General features: G+C 73.1%; 18 protein-coding genes and 1 pseudogene. 11 read left to right on the top strand and 8 right to left on the bottom strand.

What is annotated here, in order from left to right:
- Positions 1-58: 58 nt before the first annotated feature.
- Complete coding sequence (locus ACTHLI_RS07090; RefSeq protein WP_440182452.1) at positions 59-853, bottom strand: metal-dependent hydrolase; 795 nt, start codon at positions 851-853, stop codon at positions 59-61.
- Between the two features lie 63 nt (positions 854-916).
- Complete coding sequence (locus tag ACTHLI_RS07085; RefSeq protein WP_440182451.1) at positions 917-1963, bottom strand: threonine aldolase family protein; 1047 nt, start codon at positions 1961-1963, stop codon at positions 917-919.
- Between the two features lie 39 nt (positions 1964-2002).
- Between ACTHLI_RS07085 and ACTHLI_RS07080 the strand changes: the two genes are divergently transcribed.
- From ACTHLI_RS07080 to ACTHLI_RS07070, 3 genes are read left to right on the top strand one after another with little or no spacing between them, the layout of a single operon-like run.
- Positions 2003-2665: a PadR family transcriptional regulator gene (locus ACTHLI_RS07080; protein ID WP_440182450.1), complete on the top strand. Its 663-nt coding sequence runs from the start codon at positions 2003-2005 to the stop codon at positions 2663-2665.
- A gap of 31 nt (positions 2666-2696) precedes the next feature.
- Positions 2697-3662, top strand: a complete 966-nt coding sequence (locus ACTHLI_RS07075; RefSeq protein WP_440182449.1) for an ATP-binding cassette domain-containing protein — start codon at positions 2697-2699, stop codon at positions 3660-3662.
- Position 3663: 1 nt separating this feature from the next.
- The gene (locus tag ACTHLI_RS07070) at positions 3664-4413 is read left to right on the top strand and encodes an ABC transporter permease (protein WP_440182448.1); all 750 of its coding nucleotides are present in this window, start codon (positions 3664-3666) and stop codon (positions 4411-4413) included.
- Between the two features lie 16 nt (positions 4414-4429).
- Here the strand turns inward: ACTHLI_RS07070 and ACTHLI_RS07065 are convergent, their stop codons facing one another.
- The gene (locus ACTHLI_RS07065) at positions 4430-5782 is read right to left on the bottom strand and encodes a DUF6421 family protein (protein WP_440182447.1); all 1353 of its coding nucleotides are present in this window, start codon (positions 5780-5782) and stop codon (positions 4430-4432) included.
- Positions 5783-6003: 221 nt separating this feature from the next.
- Here ACTHLI_RS07065 and ACTHLI_RS07060 point away from each other — a divergent pair, with 221 nt between their 5' ends.
- Together ACTHLI_RS07060 and ACTHLI_RS07055 are read left to right on the top strand one after the other, a co-directional pair.
- Complete coding sequence (locus ACTHLI_RS07060) at positions 6004-6930, top strand: AEC family transporter (RefSeq protein ID WP_440182446.1); 927 nt, start codon at positions 6004-6006, stop codon at positions 6928-6930.
- A 106-nt stretch (positions 6931-7036) separates the two neighbouring features.
- Complete coding sequence (locus ACTHLI_RS07055; protein ID WP_440182445.1) at positions 7037-8032, top strand: shikimate dehydrogenase family protein; 996 nt, start codon at positions 7037-7039, stop codon at positions 8030-8032.
- On the opposite strand, the gene ACTHLI_RS07050 is transcribed toward ACTHLI_RS07055, so the two are convergent.
- The 3 genes from ACTHLI_RS07050 to ACTHLI_RS07040 form a co-directional block, all read right to left on the bottom strand.
- Positions 8004-9977, bottom strand: a complete 1974-nt coding sequence (locus tag ACTHLI_RS07050; protein WP_440182443.1) for a chloride channel protein — start codon at positions 9975-9977, stop codon at positions 8004-8006. The two genes, ACTHLI_RS07055 and ACTHLI_RS07050, sit on opposite strands and share 29 nt — an antisense overlap.
- Before the next feature lie 90 nt (positions 9978-10067).
- Positions 10068-10577 (bottom strand): low molecular weight protein-tyrosine-phosphatase, encoded by a 510-nt coding sequence (locus tag ACTHLI_RS07045; RefSeq protein ID WP_440182441.1) that lies wholly within the window; start codon positions 10575-10577, stop codon positions 10068-10070.
- Complete coding sequence (locus ACTHLI_RS07040) at positions 10577-11413, bottom strand: exodeoxyribonuclease III (protein WP_440182440.1); 837 nt, start codon at positions 11411-11413, stop codon at positions 10577-10579. Before ACTHLI_RS07040 ends, ACTHLI_RS07045 begins: the two co-directional genes overlap by 1 nt.
- A 52-nt stretch (positions 11414-11465) precedes the next feature.
- On the opposite strand from ACTHLI_RS07040, the gene ACTHLI_RS07035 reads away from it, so the two are divergent.
- The 3 genes from ACTHLI_RS07035 (at position 11466) to ACTHLI_RS07025 (ending at position 13930) form a co-directional block, all read left to right on the top strand.
- Positions 11466-12305, top strand: a complete 840-nt coding sequence (locus tag ACTHLI_RS07035) for an alpha/beta hydrolase fold domain-containing protein (RefSeq protein ID WP_440182439.1) — start codon at positions 11466-11468, stop codon at positions 12303-12305.
- 105 nt (positions 12306-12410) lie between these two features.
- A complete protein-coding gene (gene pyrE / locus ACTHLI_RS07030; RefSeq protein WP_440182437.1) occupies positions 12411-12959 on the top strand; it encodes an orotate phosphoribosyltransferase in 549 nt (182 codons plus the stop codon).
- 17 nt (positions 12960-12976) lie between these two features.
- Positions 12977-13930 carry an asparaginase gene (locus ACTHLI_RS07025; RefSeq protein WP_440182436.1) on the top strand — a complete coding sequence of 318 codons (954 nt, stop codon included), beginning with the start codon at positions 12977-12979 and terminating at the stop codon, positions 13928-13930.
- A gap of 176 nt (positions 13931-14106) precedes the next feature.
- Here the strand turns inward: ACTHLI_RS07025 and ACTHLI_RS07020 are convergent, their stop codons facing one another.
- Entirely contained in the window at positions 14107-14916 is an 810-nt protein-coding gene (locus ACTHLI_RS07020) for an HAD-IIA family hydrolase (RefSeq protein WP_440182434.1), read from the bottom strand.
- A gap of 88 nt (positions 14917-15004) precedes the next feature.
- On the opposite strand from ACTHLI_RS07020, the gene cls reads away from it, so the two are divergent.
- Positions 15005-16471, top strand: coding sequence for a cardiolipin synthase (gene cls, locus ACTHLI_RS07015; protein ID WP_440182433.1), 1467 nt, complete (start codon positions 15005-15007; stop codon positions 16469-16471).
- Between the two features lie 17 nt (positions 16472-16488).
- Here the strand turns inward: cls and ACTHLI_RS07010 are convergent, their stop codons facing one another.
- Positions 16489-17460: a quinone oxidoreductase family protein gene (locus ACTHLI_RS07010; protein ID WP_440182432.1), complete on the bottom strand. Its 972-nt coding sequence runs from the start codon at positions 17458-17460 to the stop codon at positions 16489-16491.
- 39 nt (positions 17461-17499) lie between these two features.
- On the opposite strand from ACTHLI_RS07010, the pseudogene ACTHLI_RS07005 reads away from it, so the two are divergent.
- Together ACTHLI_RS07005 and ACTHLI_RS07000 are read left to right on the top strand one after the other, a co-directional pair.
- A pseudogene (locus tag ACTHLI_RS07005) lies at positions 17500-18150 on the top strand (DUF429 domain-containing protein); the annotation flags it as partial.
- 27 nt (positions 18151-18177) lie between these two features.
- Entirely contained in the window at positions 18178-18858 is a 681-nt protein-coding gene (locus ACTHLI_RS07000; protein ID WP_440182464.1) for a TrmH family RNA methyltransferase, read from the top strand.
- The last annotated feature ends 122 nt before the right edge of the window (positions 18859-18980 follow it).

Genomic DNA, 18980 nt, shown 5'->3' with positions numbered 1-18980 from the left:
GGCCCAGATCGTGCGGATTCCGTGCTCCGTTCCGGAGGAGACGACCGGATCCGTCGCGTCAGCCCAGCGCGGTGAGGGGGACGTGCGCCGCTCGGGCCACCACAACCACGACCGCGTAGATGCAGTAGAGACCGAGGAACCCGCCGAGCACGGTCTCCCGCCAGCTGCCCGCATGACCGAGCACGGGCACCGCGATGTAGCCGTTGCGCTTCCAGACGGCGTTGAGCACGGGCGTGCGGGTCCACAGCTTCGGCGGGGTGACCTGCACCGGCCAGGTGAGGGAGGGGACCCCCTCCACCGTGAGCAGGTCGCCTGCGATGTGGGTGAGGAAGCCGAGCCCCACCGCGATCGGGAACCAGGTCGGGTTGTCGGGGGCGAAGACGACGACCGCGGCTGCCGCGACGACGCCGATCAGCCACGCGGCGGCCCACGACCTGACCAGCTCCCTCGCCTTCACCGCGAAGCAGATGAGGCCGACCGTCGCGATCGCCGGCCCGATCGGCACCGACCCGAGCACGGGGACGGGCATGGCGAACCGGCCGATGAGCACCGCGAGGAGGGTGACGAGTGCGCCTGCGAGCACCGTGTGGAAGCCGTGACGGTGGCCGCCGCTCGCGTCCTCGATGCTCCGCGCGACGAGCTTCCCCACGACCGGCACCGAATGCGCGATCGTGCCGCTGTGGTGATCCGCGTCGGGCAGGAGGGCGGCGCCCGCGCAGACGACCGCCCCGGACAGCACGCCGGCGGGGGAGAGCGGGTAGACGTCCGTCCCGAACGACGGCAGCGCCGCGGTCGCCGCGAACCACACGGCGGCACCGCTGGTCGCATGGTTGACGCCCATCACGCCAGCCATGCTCCCGCCCCGTCGGCGCGGGACGGCGGCGCCGCGCGGAGCGGGAGGCGAGGCGCCCCGTCGTCAGGAGGCCAGCGCCTCCCGCACCGCGGTGACGAAGCCGTCGACGTCCGCCTCCGTCGTGTCGAACGCGCACATCCAGCGCACCTGCCGCTTCGCGCGATCCCAGTCGTAGAAGCGGTACCGCTCCCGCACCCGGTCGGCCGCGTCGAGATCGAGCTCGGCGAAGACCGCGTTCGCCTGCGTGGGATGGCTGAACGCGACGCCCTCGACCTGCTCGAGCGCCGTCCGGAGGCGGGCGGCCATCGCGTTCGCGTGCGCGGCGGTGCGGACCCCGAGCCCGTCCTCGAAGAGCGCGAGCAGCTGCGCGCTCGCGAACCGCATCTTGCTCGCCAGCTGCATGTTCATCTTGCGGAGGAACTGCAGCCCATCGACCCGCTCCGGCGCGAGCACGACGATCGCCTCCGCCCCGAGCAGCCCGTTCTTCGTCCCGCCGAGCGACAGCACGTCGACGCCCACGTCCTTCGTGAACGCGGAGAAGGGCAGGCCCAGCGCGGCGGCGGCGTTCCAGAGTCGGGCCCCATCCATGTGCACCGCCATCCCGCGCTCGTGCGCGAAGTCCGCGATCGCCCGCACCTCGTCCGGCGTGTAGACGGTGCCGAGCTCGGTCGACTGGGTGATCGAGACGGCGAGCGGCTGCGGCCGGTGCTCGTCGCCCCAGCCCCACGCCTCCGTCTCGGCGGCGGCGGGCGTGAGCTTGCCGTGCTCGGCGGGCACGACGAGGAGCTTGAGGCCGCTCACGCGCTCGGGGGCGCCGGCCTCGTCGGTGTGGATGTGCGCGGATCCGGTCGCGATGATCGCGCCCCACCGCGGCAGGAGCGCCGTGAGCGCCGTGACGTTCGCGCCCGTGCCGTTGAAGACGGGGAACACCTCGGCCTGCTCGCCGAACTCGGCGCGGATCACCTCCCCGAGCTTCGCGGTGTACACGTCCTCGCCGTAGGCGATCTGGTGGCCGCCGTTGGCGTCCGCGATGGCGGCGAGGACCTCGGGCAGCACGCCCGCGTAGTTGTCGGAGGCGAAGGTGCGGTGGTCGCGGTCGTGAAGGTGCACGGCTCCATCCTCCCCGAGCCGCGCTCCTACACTCGCCCCGTGTCCGCCCTCGCCACCCGCTTGCTGGTACTGGGGGTCGTGCGCATCTTCGAGCCGGCGAACGCCTATCAGCTGCGACGGGAGCTGCTCAGCTGGGAGGTGGACCGCTGGGCGAACATCAATCCTGGCTCCGTGTACGGGATGCTCACGAGCCTGGAGAAGGCCGGCCTCGTGGAGCGCCACGAGCTCATCGGGGTCAACGGCCGCCCGGTGAGCGTCTACACCACGACGCAGCGGGGGGCCGAGGAGTTCCCCGCCCTCGTGGACCGAGGGCTGCGGACGGTGGTGGACTGGGTCGACATCGCGGACCTCCGCGCGGCGCTCGCGATGGCCCCGTTCATCCCGCGGGAGGGCGTCGTGGTGGCGGTCGAGGAGCGGATCCGCGCGCTGGAGGCGGTCCTCAAGCGGATGTCGGGGCTCGAGGCGGCGCAGGAGCAGGAGCGCACCGTGCCGCCCCACGTCGCGGAGGGGTTCGGGCTGGAGCACGCCCTCGCCCGGGTCCAGCTCGACTGGCTCCGCCGATACCGAGCCCTCGTCGTCGACGGCACGTTCGTGTTCGCGGGCGAGGAGGGATGGGACTGGTCCCCCACGGCCGACGACCCCGGCTGGGCGATGGTCCGCGACCGGCAGCACTACCTCCCGCAGCTCGAAGCCCCCTCTTGACCACGACTATTCAATATTGAATACTCGACGGGTGATCGAGGTCGAAGGGCTGACGAAGACGTTCCCCACCCGAAGTGGCAGGGAGCGCATCGAGCTCCGGGCGGTCGACGGGGTGGACCTCCGCGTCGACGCGGGGGAGATCGTCGGGTTCCTCGGGCCGAACGGCGCGGGCAAGACCACGACCCTCCGGATGCTCACGACGCTCATCCGGCCCACCGGCGGTCGGGCGGTGGTGGCGGGCCACGACGTCGCGAAGGACCCGGTCGGGGTGCGCAGGTCGATCGGCTACGTCTCGCAGAGCGGGTCGACGGGGCCGGAGGCCCGGGCGGGTGAGGAGGTCGTGGACCACGGGATGCTCTACGGCGTCTCGCGCGCAGCGGCGACCGCGCGAGCCAGGGAGCTGTTCGCCGAGCTCGAGCTGGACGGGCTGTGGGAGCGGAAGCCGCGGACGATGAGCGGCGGTCAGCGGAGGCGCCTCGACATCGCGATGGGGCTCGTGCACGATCCGCGGCTCGTCTTCCTCGACGAGCCGACGACGGGACTCGATCCGCAGGCGCGCGCGAATCTCTGGGAGCACATCGCCGCACTGCGCGCCGAGCGGGGCGCGACGGTGTTCCTCACCACGCACTACCTCGACGAGGCGGATGCGCTCTGCGACCGCATCCTCGTGATCGACCACGGCCGCATCGTCGCCTCGGACACCCCCGACGCGCTCAAGCGCCAGGTCGCGGGGGACCTCGTCGAGCTCACGGTCGCCGACCCGTCGCAGGTGGGCGCGGCGGTCACGGCGCTCGCCGCGGCGCGGCCGGACGAGCCGCCGGAGGTCGACGGGGTCCGGGTCGCCGCGCGCGTCCGCGAGGTGGGCGATCGACTGCCGGGGCTCGTGCGCGCGCTCGACGACGCGGGCGTCGTGCTCGCGGCGATCGAGGTGCGCCGGCCCACCCTCGACGACGTGTTCCTCACCGTGACCGGCCGCTCCCTGCGAGAGGACGCCTGACATGCGGTTCTTCCGAGAGACCTTCATCGTGTTCAGGCGGCAGCTGCGGATCGCGCTGCGCAATCCGGCGTGGGTGATCATCGGTCTCGTCCAGCCCCTGCTCTACCTCGGCCTGTTCGGTCCGCTGCTGGTCCCGCTGGCGAGCGCCTTCGGCGCGGACAACGCCTACGCGCTGTTCGTCCCGGGGCTGCTCATCCAGCTCGGGCTCTTCGGGGCGCTGTTCGCGGGCTTCGGTCTCGTCGCGGAGTGGCGAGCGGGGGTCATCGAGGCCGAGCGCGTGACGCCTGCGTCGCGCACGGCGCTGCTGTTCGGTCGGGTGCTGCTGAACGCGGTGCAGCTGCTGGTGCAGGCGATCGTGCTCGTGCTGCTCGGATTCGCCTTCGGGTTGCAGGCCTCCTGGGGCGGCATCGTGTTCGGGATCGTGCTCACGGTGCTGCTCGGCGCCGCGTGCGCGTGCGCCTCGAATGCGATCGGGCTGCTCACGAAGAGCGAGGACGTGCTGGCGCCCCTCCTGAACAGCATCTCCCTGCCGGTGCTGCTGCTGTCGGGCATCCTGCTGCCCATCACGCAGCCGAAGTGGCTCGTCGCCGTGTCGGACGTGGTACCCACCCGGCACATCGTCGACGCCATCCGCCGGGTCTTCACCGGCACCTTCGACTCGACCGTGTGGTGGGGCTCGTTCTGGGCGGTGCTGGTGTTCGCGGTCGCCGGATGGTGGGGCACGCGGGTGTTCCGCCGCGAGAACGCCTGACCCGCCCGCACAGCGCTCAGGCGGTGATGCCGGCCGTCGACTCGATCGTGGGGCGCAGCTTCTTGCCGAGCGCCTCGTAGAACATCGACAGCGGGAACTCGTCGTCGAGCACGGCGTCGGTGTAGCCCTTCGGCGGTCCGGCGAGCACCTCGACCGGCAGGCCCCGCGCCCACACGGAGGCGGGGTTCGGCGTCAGTGTCGCCCGGACGAGCTCGTAGGCCGCGAGCCAGTGGGCGGTCTTCGGCCGGTCGATCGAAGCCCAGTAGAGCTCGTTGATCGCGTCCGAGAGCGCCACCACCGTGTCGGGGAGCTGCTCCCAGTCGATGGTGAGGCTCGTGTCCGTCCAGTGCAGCACGTGGTGCTGGTGCAGCCAGGCGAAGAGCAGCTGGCCGCCGAGGCCGTCGTAGTTCCGCACCCGCGAGCCGGTGAGCGGGAAGCGGAAGATGCGGTCGAACAGGATCGCGTACTGCGCGAGGCGCGCGTGGTCGCGGGTGACCTCGTCGGTGTCCTCGTCGCGGACGAGGCGGACGGCCGCCCGGAACGCGGTGAGGTCGCACCGCAGCTCCTCGAGCGAGTAGAGGAAGTACGGCATCCGCTGCTTGATCATGAACGGGTCGAAGGGCAGGTCGCCCCGCATGTGGGTGCGGTCGTGCACCAGGTCCCAGAGCACGAAGGCGCGCTCGGTGAGCTCCTGGTCGCCCAGGAGGCGCCGGGCGTCCTCCGGCAGGTCGAGCTTCGTGATCTCCGCGGCGGCGGCGACGACGCGGCGGAACCGGGCCGCTTCGCGGTCCTGGAAGATCGCCCCCCACGTGAACGGGATCAGCTCCTTCATGGCCACGGTCTCCGGGAACAGCACGGCGGAGTTCGTGTCGTAGCCGGGGGTGAAGTCGACGAAGCGGATCGGCACGAAGAGCGCGTTCGAGTAGGTCTCGCGCTCGAGGGCAGCGATGAAGTCCGGCCAGATGACGTCCACGAGCAGGGCCTCGAGCAGGCGGTCGGGCGACCCGTTCTGCGTCGTCATCGGGAAGAGCACCAGGTGACGGAGGCCGTCCACGCGGTCCCGCTGGGGGTGGAAGGCGCCGAGCGAGACCCGGAAGTCCGGGACGTCGATGCCCGAGTCCGCCCACGCGGCGAGGTCCCCGTCGAGCGCGGACAGGTACGCCGCGTCGTGGGGGAACGCGGGGGCGAGGGACCGGACGAGCTCGCGCACCTCGGCGAGCAGGGCAGCAGCGTGCTCGCGATCGGCGCCGTCGGCGAGTGCGCCGTCCTGCCGCTGGAGCGCCCGGAACGCGGTCACCGCGGCCTTCAGCCGCAGCCACTCCGGGGTCTCGGCCGTGACGGTCGGCTGGGTGGTCTCGAGCAGCGACATGGTGCGCCTCCTTCGGTCCACATCGACGGTACGGCGCACCGCGCGACGGTTCCGTGCGCGCGGCGTGCAAGAACCTGCCGCGCACGCAGCATCGTTGCGTCCCCTTCGTCGTTCAGGAGAAACGGGCGCAGACGGCGCTGTTCTCCTGAACGACGAAGGGAGCCGGAGGGGCGGCGTGGCGGCCGTGCCGTGCAGGATGCGCGACCCGGGAGGATTGGGGTGTGGCCGGGGTGCTGGAGGGGTTCGCGGTCATCGGCGCCGTCGTGCTCGTCGGGTACCTGCTCGGACGGTTCGACGTCCTCGGTGCGAACGCGCGGATGGTCCTCAGCCGGTTCGTCTTCTTCGCCGCCGCACCGTGCCTGCTGTTCACGGTCATCGCGGCGGCCGACCCGTCCGTGCTCCTCTCGCCGCTGCTCGCGGTCTCGGCGCTCGCCGCGGTCTCGTCGGCGCTCGTCTACGTGCTCGTCGCGCGGTTCGCCTGGCACCGCGACCTCGGCGTGCTGACGGTCGGTGCGCTGAGCAGCGGCTACGTCAACGCGAACAACATCGGGCTGCCGGTCGCCGTCTACCTGCTGGGATCGGCGGCCTACACCGCGCCGCTGATCATGCTGCAGCTGCTCGTGTTCGCTCCCGTCGCGCTGGTCTGCCTCGACGCCGCGACCAGGGAGGGGCGGCGGTCGCTGCTCGGCACGGTCGCCGCGTCCCTGCGCAACCCGCTGATCATCGCGTCGGTGCTCGGCGCGGTGCTCGCCGTCGGCCACGTGCACCTCCCGTCCGTGGTGCTGGAGCCCCTCCGGCTGCTCGGGGGCGCCTCCGTGCCGCTGATGCTGGCGGTGTTCGGGATGTCGCTCGCCGGCAGCCGGCTGCTCGCCGCGGGCACGGGACGTCGCGACGCCCTGCTCGCGTCGCTGCTGAAGGCGGTGGGGATGCCGGCCGTGGCCTGGGGCGTCGGCGCGCTCCTCTTCCACCTCCCGCCCCAGGAGCTGCACGTGGCGGTCGTGCTCGCCGGCCTGCCGACGGCCCAGAACGTGCAGAACTACGCGCTCCGCTACGGCACCGGCGTCGTCATCGCGCGGGACGCGGGGCTCATCACGACGGTCGCGTCCATCCCGGTGCTGCTCGTGGTGTCCCTGCTCCTCGTGCCGTGAGCCGTCGGATCCGCGTGCACCCCCGGACCTTGAGAGTTCACTGAGGCGACGCTGGCCCGGCATACGCTGTCGCCCCTGCCGGTTCCGACCCTCCGGAGGTGTTCCCATGACCGCGATCGAGAGCCCTGTCGTCGCGCCGCTCCCGGTACTCACCCCGGACTCGCTCGAGCCCGCCGAGCGGCCCACGCTGTACTTCCTCGGCGTCTCGACCGGAGCCTCCTCGATCCAGCGGGTCTTCCCCGCCTGGGCCGCAGAGCTCGGCCTCGGCGACGCGGTGCTGCGCGGCCTCGACCTGCCCGTCGGCGCGCCGGCGGAGCACACCCGCCGCATCGTGGAGTTCCTCCGGCAGGACGAGCTCGGCCTGGGCATGCAGATCACGAGCCACAAGATCGCCGTCGGCACCGCAGCCCGTGACCTCTTCGTCGAGCTCCGGCCGCTCGCCACCCTCATGGGCGAGGTCAGCTGCGTGACGAAGGAGGACGACGGCCTGCACGGCTTCGCGAAGGACCCGGTGGCCGGAGCCCTCGCGCTCGACGCGATCGTGCCGCCGGGCACGTGGGCCTCGAGCGCGGGGGACGCCGTCGTGCTCGGCGCCGGCGGCGCGGGCACCGCGCTGACGTGGTGCCTGGTCCGGGAGGAGCGCGGTGCGGACCGCCCGGCGCGGCTCGTGGTGACCGATCGCGACGGCGACCGCCTGGAGCATCTCGCCGGCATCGCGCGGCAGGTCGGTGCGGACGTGCCGCTCGAGCTGGTGCGGGTCGGCTCAGCGGACGAGACGGACGCGGTGCTCGCCGCGCGCCCGGAGGGCTCGCTCGTCGTGAACGCCACCGGCCTCGGCAAGGACCTGCCCGGCTCACCGATCGGCGAGGACGCGCTGCTCCCGCGCGACTCGGTGGCGTGGGATCTCAACTACCGGGGCGACCTCCGGTTCCTCGACACGGCCCTGCGGCAGGCGGGGGAGCGCCGGGTTCGGGCCGAGGACGGTTGGACGTACTTCGTGCACGGCTGGCTGCAGGCGGTCAAGGAGGTCTTCCGGATCGACGTGCCGACCTCCGGGCCGGACTTCGACCGGCTCAGCGACCTGGCGCGCGCTGCTCGCTGAGCCCCTCGGGCCGGCGCGGCTCGGTCGTCGCGGCGCGCTCGCCGCGGACGAGCAGGTTCACGACGTCGCCCGCCTCGACCACGGTCGACTTCGACACGGAGTGCACGCGTCCCGCTCGGGTGAAGGACACCGGCGCGCTGCCCGCCGGCCAGTCCACGTCGGCCACCGGGCGGCCGGCGACCGGCGCGCCCGGCGCGATCTCGACCTCGACCACGCGGAAGCCGGGCAGCGGGCTCGAGCTCGCCGCGGGCGGTGTGGCGCTGCGGCTCTCCGGGAGCAGTGCGGCGCGCACCGAGCGGAGCACGCTCGGGGCGGTGATCCACCCGGTGATGCGAGACCCGTCCGACGAGACGACCGGCATGCCCTCGCGCCCGTACTCGTCGAGCTGCCGGAGCGCCTCCGTCACCGATTCGCTCTCGAACACCGCCTGCGGGTTCCGCTCGAGCCGGACGGCGCCGATGCGGGAGAAGTCGGGACCGGACTCCTTCGCATGGCTGCGGGAGGGGATGTCGAGCGCTTCCGGGAGCGGGCGCATCGTCGTGCCGGCGGTGAGCTGCAGGAACGCGCGCCAGGGCGCGATGCGATCGAGATCCTGGCCCCGCCGCAGGAGCTTGGTCGTGTAGATCGTGCCGTAGGAGAGCTGTCGTGACACGGCCGTCGACACGCCGACGGTGAGCATGACGGGCAGGGCGAGGGTGAAGTCCCCCGTCATCTCCACCACGCTCGCGAGCGCGGTGAGCGGCGCCCGGGTGGAGGCGCTGAAGACGCCGGCCATGCCCATCGCGGCATACAGTGCCGGGTCGCCGGCGGCCGCCCCGAAGACGTGGTCGGCGATCTCGCCGAACACGGTCCCCGTCATCAGCCCGACGAAGAGCGATGGCGCGAAGACGCCGCCTGATCCGCCGACGGCGAGCGTGACGCTCGTCGCCACGACCTTGCCGATCGCGAGCACGACGAGGAACCAGAGCGCGTAGTCGCCGGCGAGCGCCTTGAACATCACGGGGTAGCCGACCCCGTACATCTGGGGGAGCGCGAGCAGGACCAGGCCGACCGCCACACCGCCCACCACGGGTCGCGCCCACTCCGGGCGGCCCCGCCAGAGCCGGTCGACGAGGTCCTCCACCGCGTAGAGCACCTTCGAGAAGCCCTGGCCGATGAACGCGGCCAGCACGGCGAGCACCGCGACGAGCAGGTAGTCCTGCGGCCCACGGAGTGCCGTGCCGATCGGGAAGCCGGAGAGGAACCGCTCGGCACCGAGGAACGGGATCGCGATCGCGTCCGCGACCATCGCGGAGACCATGACCGCGAAGAGGGCCTCGGCGGAGAGCTCGCGGAGGATGATCTCCGCACCGAAGAACACCCCCGTGATCGGGGCGTTGAAGGTGGCCGCGATGCCGCCGCCCGCACCGCAGGCGACCAGCACGCGCAGGCGGTGCTCCGGCACGCGCACCCACTGGCCGAAGCTCGAGGCCAGCGCGGATCCGATCTGGACGATCGGCCCCTCGCGTCCCACCGAGCCGCCGGACCCGATGGTCAGCGCCGAGGCCAGCGCCTTCACGGCCGCCACCTGGGGGCGGATCCGGCCGCCGCGCTCGGCGACCGCGATCATCACCTCGGGCACGCCGTGGCCGCGCGCCTCCCGGGCGAACCGTTGCACGAGCGGGCCGTGCAGCGCACCTCCGATCACGGGGGCGAGCACGAGGAAGGCGAGGCCGAGCCAGGGGGCGTGGGCCGAGCCGACCCAGCCGCCCTGGCCGAACTCGACGTGCCCCGTGAACACCCACGTGATGCCGTTGACGAGGAACCGGAAGACGACCGCGCCGAGCCCGGCGCCCACGCCGACGAGGAGCGCGAGCCCGAGCAGCCCGAGACCCGACTCCCGTGCGAGCGCGCCGATCCTGGCGGTGGCGGCGCGAGCGGGACGGCGGTCGCGGACAGCGGACATGGAGCTCCTCCGGGAGGCCGGGCGCGGGCGGGCCGCGGCCAGATGTGTGCAGGCATGCACTTATTGCAGGACTGCAAGCGCCTCCGGTGCTCAGGCTCCGTTCACGGCTCGGCGGACGTGCGCGACGATCCCGTCCGCCGCGAGCTCAACCTGCTCCAGCGTGGCGAGGAAGTCGTCGTGGCCGCCGTACCAGGGGTCCTCGACGTCGAGGACCGACTCGTCGACCCGGTCGAGCGGCGGCGACGCCGGATCGAACGACCGGTACATCCGCACCTTCGCGGTGTGCTCGGCCGTCGCGGCCAGCGTCCGGAGGCGGCGGGCGTGGTGCGCCGTCATGGCGAGCAGCAGGTCGCGCGCCGCCACGTCCTCGGCGGTGACCTGGTGCGCGGTCCGTCGGGGAACCGCGTAGCCCGCCTCCTGCAGCACCCGGGCGGCACGCGGGTCGATCGGGTTGCCGAGCTCCTCGGAGGAGGTGCCACCCGAGTCGACGACGACCAGGTGGCCGAGCCCCGCCTCCTCGAACCGGTCGCGCAGCACGACCTCGGCGATCGGCGACCGGCAGATGTTGCCGGTGCAGACGGTCATGACGCGGTACGGCATCAGAAGATCATCGGGCGGTCGTCGTCGAGCGGCGAGTCCGCGTCGAGGTCGACGACGACCGGCACGTGGTCGCTCGGAGCGTCCCCCTTGCGCTCGTCCCGCTCGATCGAGGCGCCGCTCACGAGCTCCTGGAACGCCGGCGAGCCGAGCACGAAGTCGATCCGCATGCCCTCGTTCCGCGGGAACCGGAGCTGCTTGTAGTCCCAGTACGTGTATCCCGTCGGCACGAGCGGCCGGACCACGTCGGCGAAGCCGAGCTCCTCGAAGCGCCGGAAGGCCGCGCGCTCCGGCGGGGACACGTGGGTCGCCCCCTCGAACACGGCCATGTCCCACACGTCGGAGTCGAGCGGTGCGATGTTCCAGTCGCCCATCAGCGCCAGCGGCTCGCCCTCGTGCTCGGCCGTCCACGCGGACGCGACGTCGGCGAGTGCGTCGAGCCATGCGAGCTTGTACGGGTAGTGCGCGTTCTCGAGGTCGCGGCCGTTCGGCACGTAGAGGCTCCACAGCCGGACGTCGCCGACCGTGACGGCCATGGCCCGCGCCTCGAGCGGCAGTGCACCGTCGGCGAGGGGCTTCCCGAACCCGGGCATGCCGGGGAAGTCGAGCTCGACGTCCGACAACCCGATGCGGCTGGCGAAGGCGACGCCGTTCCACTGCGAGTGCCCGTGGGTGACGACCTCGTAGCCGGCGGCGTCGAACGCGTCATGCGGGAACTGGTCGTCGCGGCACTTGATCTCCTGCATCGCGAGCACGTCGACGTCGGCGCGCTGCAGCCAGTCGGTGACCCGGCCGGCCCGCGCCCGGATCGAGTTGACGTTCCAGGTGGCGATCCGCACGGGGTGCAACGCTACCGATGGCGGCGGGGAGTCCGTCGGGGAGGGCGGGGCCATGAGCGCGCGGCACGAGGCGGTCCGGGCGTTCCTCGTCCTGAGCGGCAGGGGGCGGCGCTGGCGGTCGCCCGCGGCGCTCGACGCGGCGATCCGTCGTCGCCCGGAGCGGTCGGCACCGCCTGCGCCCCGTGGCCGCGTCGCGGTGTCGACGGGACTCGACGGGGGCTGGCCGGTGGTGCGCCTCGTGCCTCCGAACTCCTCCGGGTCGGTGCTCGCCCTGCACGGCGGCGGCTACGTCTTCGGACCGGAGGCGCAGCACTGGGCGTTCTGGCGCACCGTCGCCGCGGCCAGCGGCCGGTCCGTCGTCGTGCCGCTCTACCGCCTCGCCCCGGAGGGGACCGCGGCCGACACCGTGCCGCACGTCGCGGCCATCGCGCGCGGGCTCGCGGCGGACGGCCCGCTGGCGCTCCTGGGCGACTCCGCGGGCGGTGGGATGGCGCTCGCCGCGGCGCAGCTGCTCGCCGCGGACGGCCTCCGGCCGACGCTGCTCCTCAGCGCATCGTGGCTCGACGGGGCGGTGACCCGGCCGTGGACCACGCCGCGCGACCCGTGGCTCGCCGCCCCCGGCCTCCGGCACGCGGCCGAGCTGTACCGCGGCGACCTGCCCGTCGACCATCCGTTCGTGAGCCCGCTCCTCGGCCCCCTCGACGGGCTCGGGACGGTGGTCGTCGCCTCCGGCACCCGCGACGTGCTCCACCGGGACGCGCTCCGGCTGGAGGAGCGCTGCCCGACCCCGGTACGCGTGCTGGTCGGGGACGGCCTGCTGCACAACTGGCCGCTGCTGCCCGTGCCGGAGGCCCGCATGGCGCTCCGGACGTTCGTCGACGCCCTCCGCTGACTTCGCGGATCCGGAAGGATTCCGCGACACGCCGCGAGCGGAGTGCCGTCGGCGGGGTGTCGTCGAGGATCTCCGGATCCGCGGACCTGCCTACGATGGGGGACCGTGCCCAGCGCCCGCGACCAGCTCATCGAGTACATCCGATCGGACGCCGTGTTCCACGGCGACTTCACCCTCACGTCGGGCAAGAAGGCGTCCTTCTACGTCGACCTGCGGAGGGTGAGCCTCGACCACCGCGTCGCGCCGCTGATCGGGCAGGTGATGCTCGACCTGATCGCGGATGTCCCCGACGTGGCGGCCGTCGGCGGCCTCACGATGGGCGCCGACCCGATCGCCTCCGCGATCCTCCACCAGGCGGCTGCGCGCGGCGTCGCGCTCGACGCGTTCGTGGTGCGCAAGGAGCCCAAGGACCACGGGCGCGGCCGTCAGGTCGAGGGGCCCGACGTCGCCGGGAAGCGCGTGATCGTCGTGGAGGACACCTCGACCACGGGCGGCTCGCCGCTCAAGGCGATCGAGGCCCTCGAGCGCGCTGGGGCGGAGATCGCGGCCGTCGCCGTCGTGGTGGACCGGAACACCGAGGCGCGCTCGGTGATCGAGGCGGCCGGGCACCGGTACCTCGCCGCGCTCGACCTCACCGACCTGGGCCTCGCGTGACGCATGCCGTCACGGGCATGACCGCGCTCGACGCGACCGGTGCGGTGCCGCTCGCCGTGGTGGAGCGCAGCGGCTTCCCGGAGTCGCAGCACGTGGGCGCGGCGGTCGTCGTCGCCCCCGACGGTGCCGTCCTCACCGAGCACGGCGACACGAGCGCCCTCGTCTACCCCCGCAGCGCGCTCAAGCCGTTCCAGACGATCGCGGCCGTGCGCGCGGGCGTCTCGCTCGACCCGGCGGGGCTGACCATCGTGACGTCGAGCCACGAGGGCACCGCGGCGCACGTCGCGGCGGTGCGGGCGGTGCTGGCATCCGTCGGCGCGACGGAGGCGGACCTGCGGACGCCGGAGGCGTGGCCCGGCTCCCAGGAGGCGGCGCACGACCTCGTCCGCGCGGGGCTCGGGCCGAGCCGGAGGGCGATGAACTGCTCCGGCAACCACGCCGGGATGATCGGTGCCGCGCTCGCACTCGGCGTGTCGGTCGAGCAGTACCTCGACCCCGCGAACCGGGTGCACCGGCTCGCCGTCGAGGTGATCCGCGAGTACGCCGGCGCGGTACCGCAGCACCCGGGTACGGACGGCTGCGGCGGGCCGGTCTGGGCGCTCCCGGTCGTCGCGCTCGCCCGCGGCTACGCGGCGCTCCTCGCCGCGAACCCCGATCTCGGCGCCGCGATCCTGGCGCACCCGGTGCTGATCGACGGTGCGGGATCCCGGACGACGCGGGCGATCGAGACGCTCGGCGTCGTCGCGAAGGCCGGTGCCGAGGGCGTCTGGTGCGCGGTGGCGCCCTCCGGTGCCGCCGTCGCGGTGAAGATGCTCGACGGCGGCGGCCGGGCAGCTGCGACGGTCGCGGTGTCGCTGCTGCGGGCCGCGGGTGTGATCGACGGCGACGCGGCGGAGGCGTTCCTCCTGCACCCGTCGCTCGCCGTCCTGGGCGGCGGCCGCGAGGTCGGCCGCATCCGCCCCGTCGTCTGAGCGCGTCAGCAGGAACGTCTGACCACGTCAGCAGGAACGATCACCGACCGCAGGAAGGGATCGCCCTCGGATTCCTGCTGTAGCGCGTTCTTCCTGCCGTCGTGCTCGCCCGGCGGGCGGCTCGACCCGATGGGGGACTCGAGGCCTCCTGCTGACGGGCGCCGGCGCCCGGGCGGTCAGTCCTCCGAGCCCTGCGTCTGGATCGGTTCCGGCTCGAGCAGGTCCGCGACGGAGGCGAGCACCTCGTCCGGGCGGAAGGGGTAGCGGTCGATCTCTGCCCGGTCGCTGATGCCGGTCATCACGAGGATCGTGTGCAGTCCGGCCTCGATCCCCGCGACCACGTCGGTGTCCATGCGGTCGCCGATCATGCCGGTGTTCTCGCTGTGGGCGCCGATGCGGTTCATCGCCGACCGGAACATCATCGGGTTCGGCTTGCCGACCACGTACGGGGTCTTGCCCGTCGCGCGCTGGATGAGGGCGGCCACGGCTCCGGTGGCGGGCAGCGGTCCCTCGCTCGACGGCCCGGTGGCGTCCGGGTTCGTGACGATGAAGCGCGCGCCCGCGCCGATGAGGCGGATCGCCTTCGTGATCGCCTCGAACGAGTAGTTCCGCGTCTCCCCGACGACCACGTAGTCCGGCGCGGTGTCGGTGAGGATGTAGCCGGCTTCGTGCAGTGCCGTGGTGAGCCCCGCCTCCCCGATCACGAACGCGCTGCCGCCCGGGATCTGCGAGGCGAGGAAGTCCGCCGTCGCGAGCGCGGACGTCCAGATCGCCCCCTCCGGCACCGACAGCCCGGAGGCGCGGAGCCGTGCGGCCAGGTCCCGCGGCGTGAAGATCGAGTTGTTCGTGAGCACCAGGAAGGGCTTGCCCTGGTCGGTCCACTGCTGGATCAGCTCGGCGGCGCCGCGGATCGCCTGGTTCTCGTGGACGAGCACGCCGTCCATGTCGGTCAGCCAGCAGTCGATGTCGGCTCGGGTCCCTGCCACGGCACCAGCGTACGGACGTGGGACCGGCCGCCGCACCCGCCCAGCACTGGGGCCGGACTCCTCCACCCCGACTCTGCGACGATGCGGTGTGCTGGATTGGTTCCTGGGCGCCCTGCCCGCCACGGTCCTCGTCGTGATCGAGGTCGGGCTGCTCATCGTGGCGCTCGCGGCAGCACCCAGGAACCGGCGCCCCTCCTCCGCGCTCGCCTGGATCATCCTCATCGTCGTGCTGCCGTTCGTCGGCCTGGCGCTCTTCGCGCTGATCGGCTCCCCGAAGCTGCCGAAGGTCAGGCGCGACAAGCAGCGCACGATGAACGAGCGCATCGAGCAGCGGGCGCGCACGGTCGAGCACGTGACCGACACCCACGGTGCGCCCCCGTGGCTGCCCTCCATCGCGAGGCTCAACCGGGAGATGGGCGCGATGCCGCTCATCGACGGCAACACGGCGACCCTGCTGCCCCATTTCGAGGAGCAGCTCGCGGGGCTGATCGACGCCGTCGACGCGGCGGAGCGCTACCTGCACGTCGAGTTCTACATCCTCGCCCTCGACAGCACGACCCGGCCGTTCTTCGCGGCGCTGAGCCGCGCGGTCGAGCGGGGCGTGGCGGTGCGGGTCCTCGTGGACCACCTCGGCTCACTGAAGTACCCGGGGTTCAGGCGGGCCAGGCGGGAGCTGACGCGCATGGGCGCGGACTGGCGCCTGATGCTCCCGGTGCAGCCCCTGCGCGGCCGCTACCAGCGGCTCGACCTCCGCAACCACCGGAAGCTGATGGTGGTGGACGGGCAGGTCGGCTTCGTCGGGTCGATGAACGTCATCGACCCGAGCTACGAGACCGCGGGCAACCGGCGCCGCGGGCTGCAATGGCGCGATCTCATGGCCCGCGTGGAGGGCCCGGTGGTGCAGGAGATCGACGCCCTGTTCGTGACCGACTGGTACAGCGAGACGGACGAGATCCCCGGCAACATCACCGTCGACGCGGAGGTCGACGACGAGGACCCCACGACCCTGCTCGCCCAGATCGCGCCCTCGGGCCCCGCGTTCGAGACCGAGAACAACCTCGCGCTGTTCAACTCGCTGATCTACGCGGCCGAACGTCGCATCTCGATCACGAGCCCCTACTTCGTGCCGGACGAGTCGCTGCTCGGTGCGATCCTGACCGCTGCGCGTCGCGGCGTCTCGGTGGAGCTGTTCGTGGGGGAGATCGGGGATCAGTTCCTCGTCTTCCACGCCCAGCACTCGTACTACGAGGAGCTCCTCCTCGCGGGGGTCCGGATCTTCGAGTACTCGGCGCCGACGATCCTCCACGCGAAGCACATGTCGGTCGACGACCTGGTCTCGGTCGTCGGGTCGTCGAACATGGACATCCGGTCGTTCCAGCTCGACCTCGAGCTGATGATGCTCGTCTCCGGGAAGGCGTTCACCGACGCGCTGAAGTCGGTCGAGGACGAGTACCGGACGAAGTCCACGGAGCTGACGCTGAGCGCGTGGCAGGGCAGGAGCGCGTTCCACGCGTTCGTCGACGGCGTCGCCCGCCTCACCTCCGCCGTCCAGTAGGCGGCACGGCGGAGCGGTCAGGGCAGCAGGAGGACCTTCCCGGTCGTCCGCCGCCCTTCGAGCGCCCGGTGGGCGTCGGCGGCCGCGGCCAGCGGGTACTCCGCTCCGATCCGGACCCGGAGGGCGCCGCTCGCGACGGCCCCGAGCACCTCGCCGTAGCGCCATGCCCGCTCCTCGGGCGTGCGGAGGAAGTCGCCCATCGTCGGTCGCGTGAGCACGAGCGAGCCCCGCATGAGCCGCAGCGGGTCGATCGGCGGCACCGGGCCGCCTGCGCCGCCGAAGAGCGCCATGGTGCCGCGCGGGCGGAGGGATGCGAGCGAGCCCTCGAACGTGGGGCGGCCCACGCCGTCGTAGACGACGTCGACCCCTCCGCCTCCCGTGAGCTCCCGCACCCGGTCGGGGAAGCCGTCGTAGTCCAGCACGTGGTCGGCGCCCGCCTCCGCGGCGAGCGCCCGCTTCTCCGCGCCGCCGACGGTCGTGATCACCGTCGCACCGCGGGCCTTCGCGAGCTGGATGAGCAGCAGGCCGACCCCGCCCGCGCCGGCGTGCACGAGCAGCGTCGTGCCGGCATCGACGGGGAACACGGAGGTGACGAGGTAGTGGGCGGTCAGCCCCTGCAGCGGCACCGCAGCGGCGGTGCGGAGGTCGACCTGATCCGGCACCCGCGCGGCGCGGTCGGCGGCCACGGTCGCGTACTCGGCGTAGGTGCGCGACGCCTCTGCGCTGGTCACGAGGTCGCCGACGGCCCAGCCCTCGACGCCGGCACCGACCGCCTCGACCGTCCCGGCGCCCTCCGAGCCCGGCACGTGCGGGAACGGGACGGGGTACTGCCCGCTCCGCCGGTAGACGTCGACGAAGTTCACCCCGGTCGCGGCCAGCCGGACGAGGAGCTCCCCGTCGCCGGGTTCCGGGACCGGCAGCTCGGCCGATCGCAGCACCTCCGGGCCGCCCGCCTCCGTCGCCTGGACCGCGCGCATCGTGTCCGCCATGCGGATCAGTGTGCCGATGGCGCCCCGTAGCGTGGCTGGGTGCACATCGGGATCGACCTGGCCTGGGGTGCGAACGGCCGCACGGGGCTCGCGGCGGTGGACGAGGCCGGTGCGCTCCTCGACTCGGCGAGCGTGCGCACGGACGACGAGATCGATGCCTGGCTCGCCGGGCACGGCCCCGCCGGGGTGATCGGGGTCGACGCGCCGCTCATCGTGCGGAACGCGACGGGCAGGAGGGTCACGGAGCGGCAGCTGGGCCAGGCCTACGCCCGGTTCGACGCCGGCGCCCACCCGACGAACCGGTCCCGGCCGTGGATGGACCCGCCCCGCGGCCTCCGGCTCGCCGAGCGGCACGGGTGGTCGCTCGACCCGGACCACCTCGGCCCCGAGCCGCGCTGCCTCGAGGTGTACCCCCACGCCGGGATGGTCGGCCTGTTCGGGCTCGGCCGGGTGATCCCGTACAAGAAGGGCTCGTTCGACGACCGCCGCGCCGCCTTCGAGAGGCTGCTCGGTCTCCTCGAGTCCCTCGCGCCGCTGCGGCTCGACGGGAGCGCCTCCTGGGCGTCCATCCGCTCCCGGTTCGCGGCGGCGACCCGGCCCGTCGACCTCGATCGGCTCGAGGACGAGGTCGACGCGGTCTTCTGCGCGCACCTCGCCTGGCTGTGGGCGGAGCGACCGGGGACCCTGCAGCGGTACGGCGATCCCGCCGACGGCTGCATCGTCGCTCCGCCGCCTCCCGAGCACGAGCCGACGCCCCGCGGCGCTCGGCCGACCCCCCGCTGCGCTGAGCCGGCCGTCGAGCGGCCCGCCGTCGGCGTCGGGCCGTGGCCGGGCGAGTGGCCGGTGGGGGAGCGGTGGGACCCCGAGCTGCTCGAGCACGGGGACACCCGCAACGTGGTCGACCGGTACCGGTACTGGCGCACGGAGGCGATCGTCGCCGACCTCGACGCGGTGCGGCATCCGTTCTCGGTGGCGATCGAGAACTGGCAGCACGATTCGAACATCGGGTCGATCGTGCGGTCGGCGAACGCGTTCGCGGCGGAGACGGTGCACATCGTCGGTCGTCGGCGCTGGAACCGTCGCGGCGCGATGGTGACGGACCGCTACCAGCACGTGCTCCATCACGAGGACGTCGCGGGCCTGCTCGCCTGGGCGCGGGAGCGCGACCTGCCGGTCATCGCGGTCGACAACGTGCCGGGATCGGTGCCGGTCGACGCGTTCCCGCTGCCGCGGCGCTGCCTGCTGCTGTTCGGCCAGGAGGGGCCGGGGCTGAGCGCGGAGGCGCTCGCGGGCGCCTCCGCGGTCGTGGAGATCCGGCAGTTCGGCTCGACGCGCTCGATCAACGCGTCGGCGGCCGCGGCGGTCGTGATGCACGAGTGGGTCCGCCGCTGGGCGTGACCTCCTTCGTCGTTCCGGAGGTGCGGGGCCGCGGCGCGCGGGACTGCAGAACGAAGAAGGGGGGCTCGGCGGGGGGGCCGGGTGGGGCGGGGCCCCACCAGGCGCGCGCGGGACACGACCAA

It is taken from the genome of Amnibacterium sp., from assembly GCF_051956055.1.
Classification (GTDB): Bacteria; Actinomycetota; Actinomycetes; order Actinomycetales; family Microbacteriaceae; genus Amnibacterium.
The sequence above is the reverse complement of the archived record's forward strand: the minus strand, read 5'-3'. Positions and strand labels throughout refer to the sequence as shown.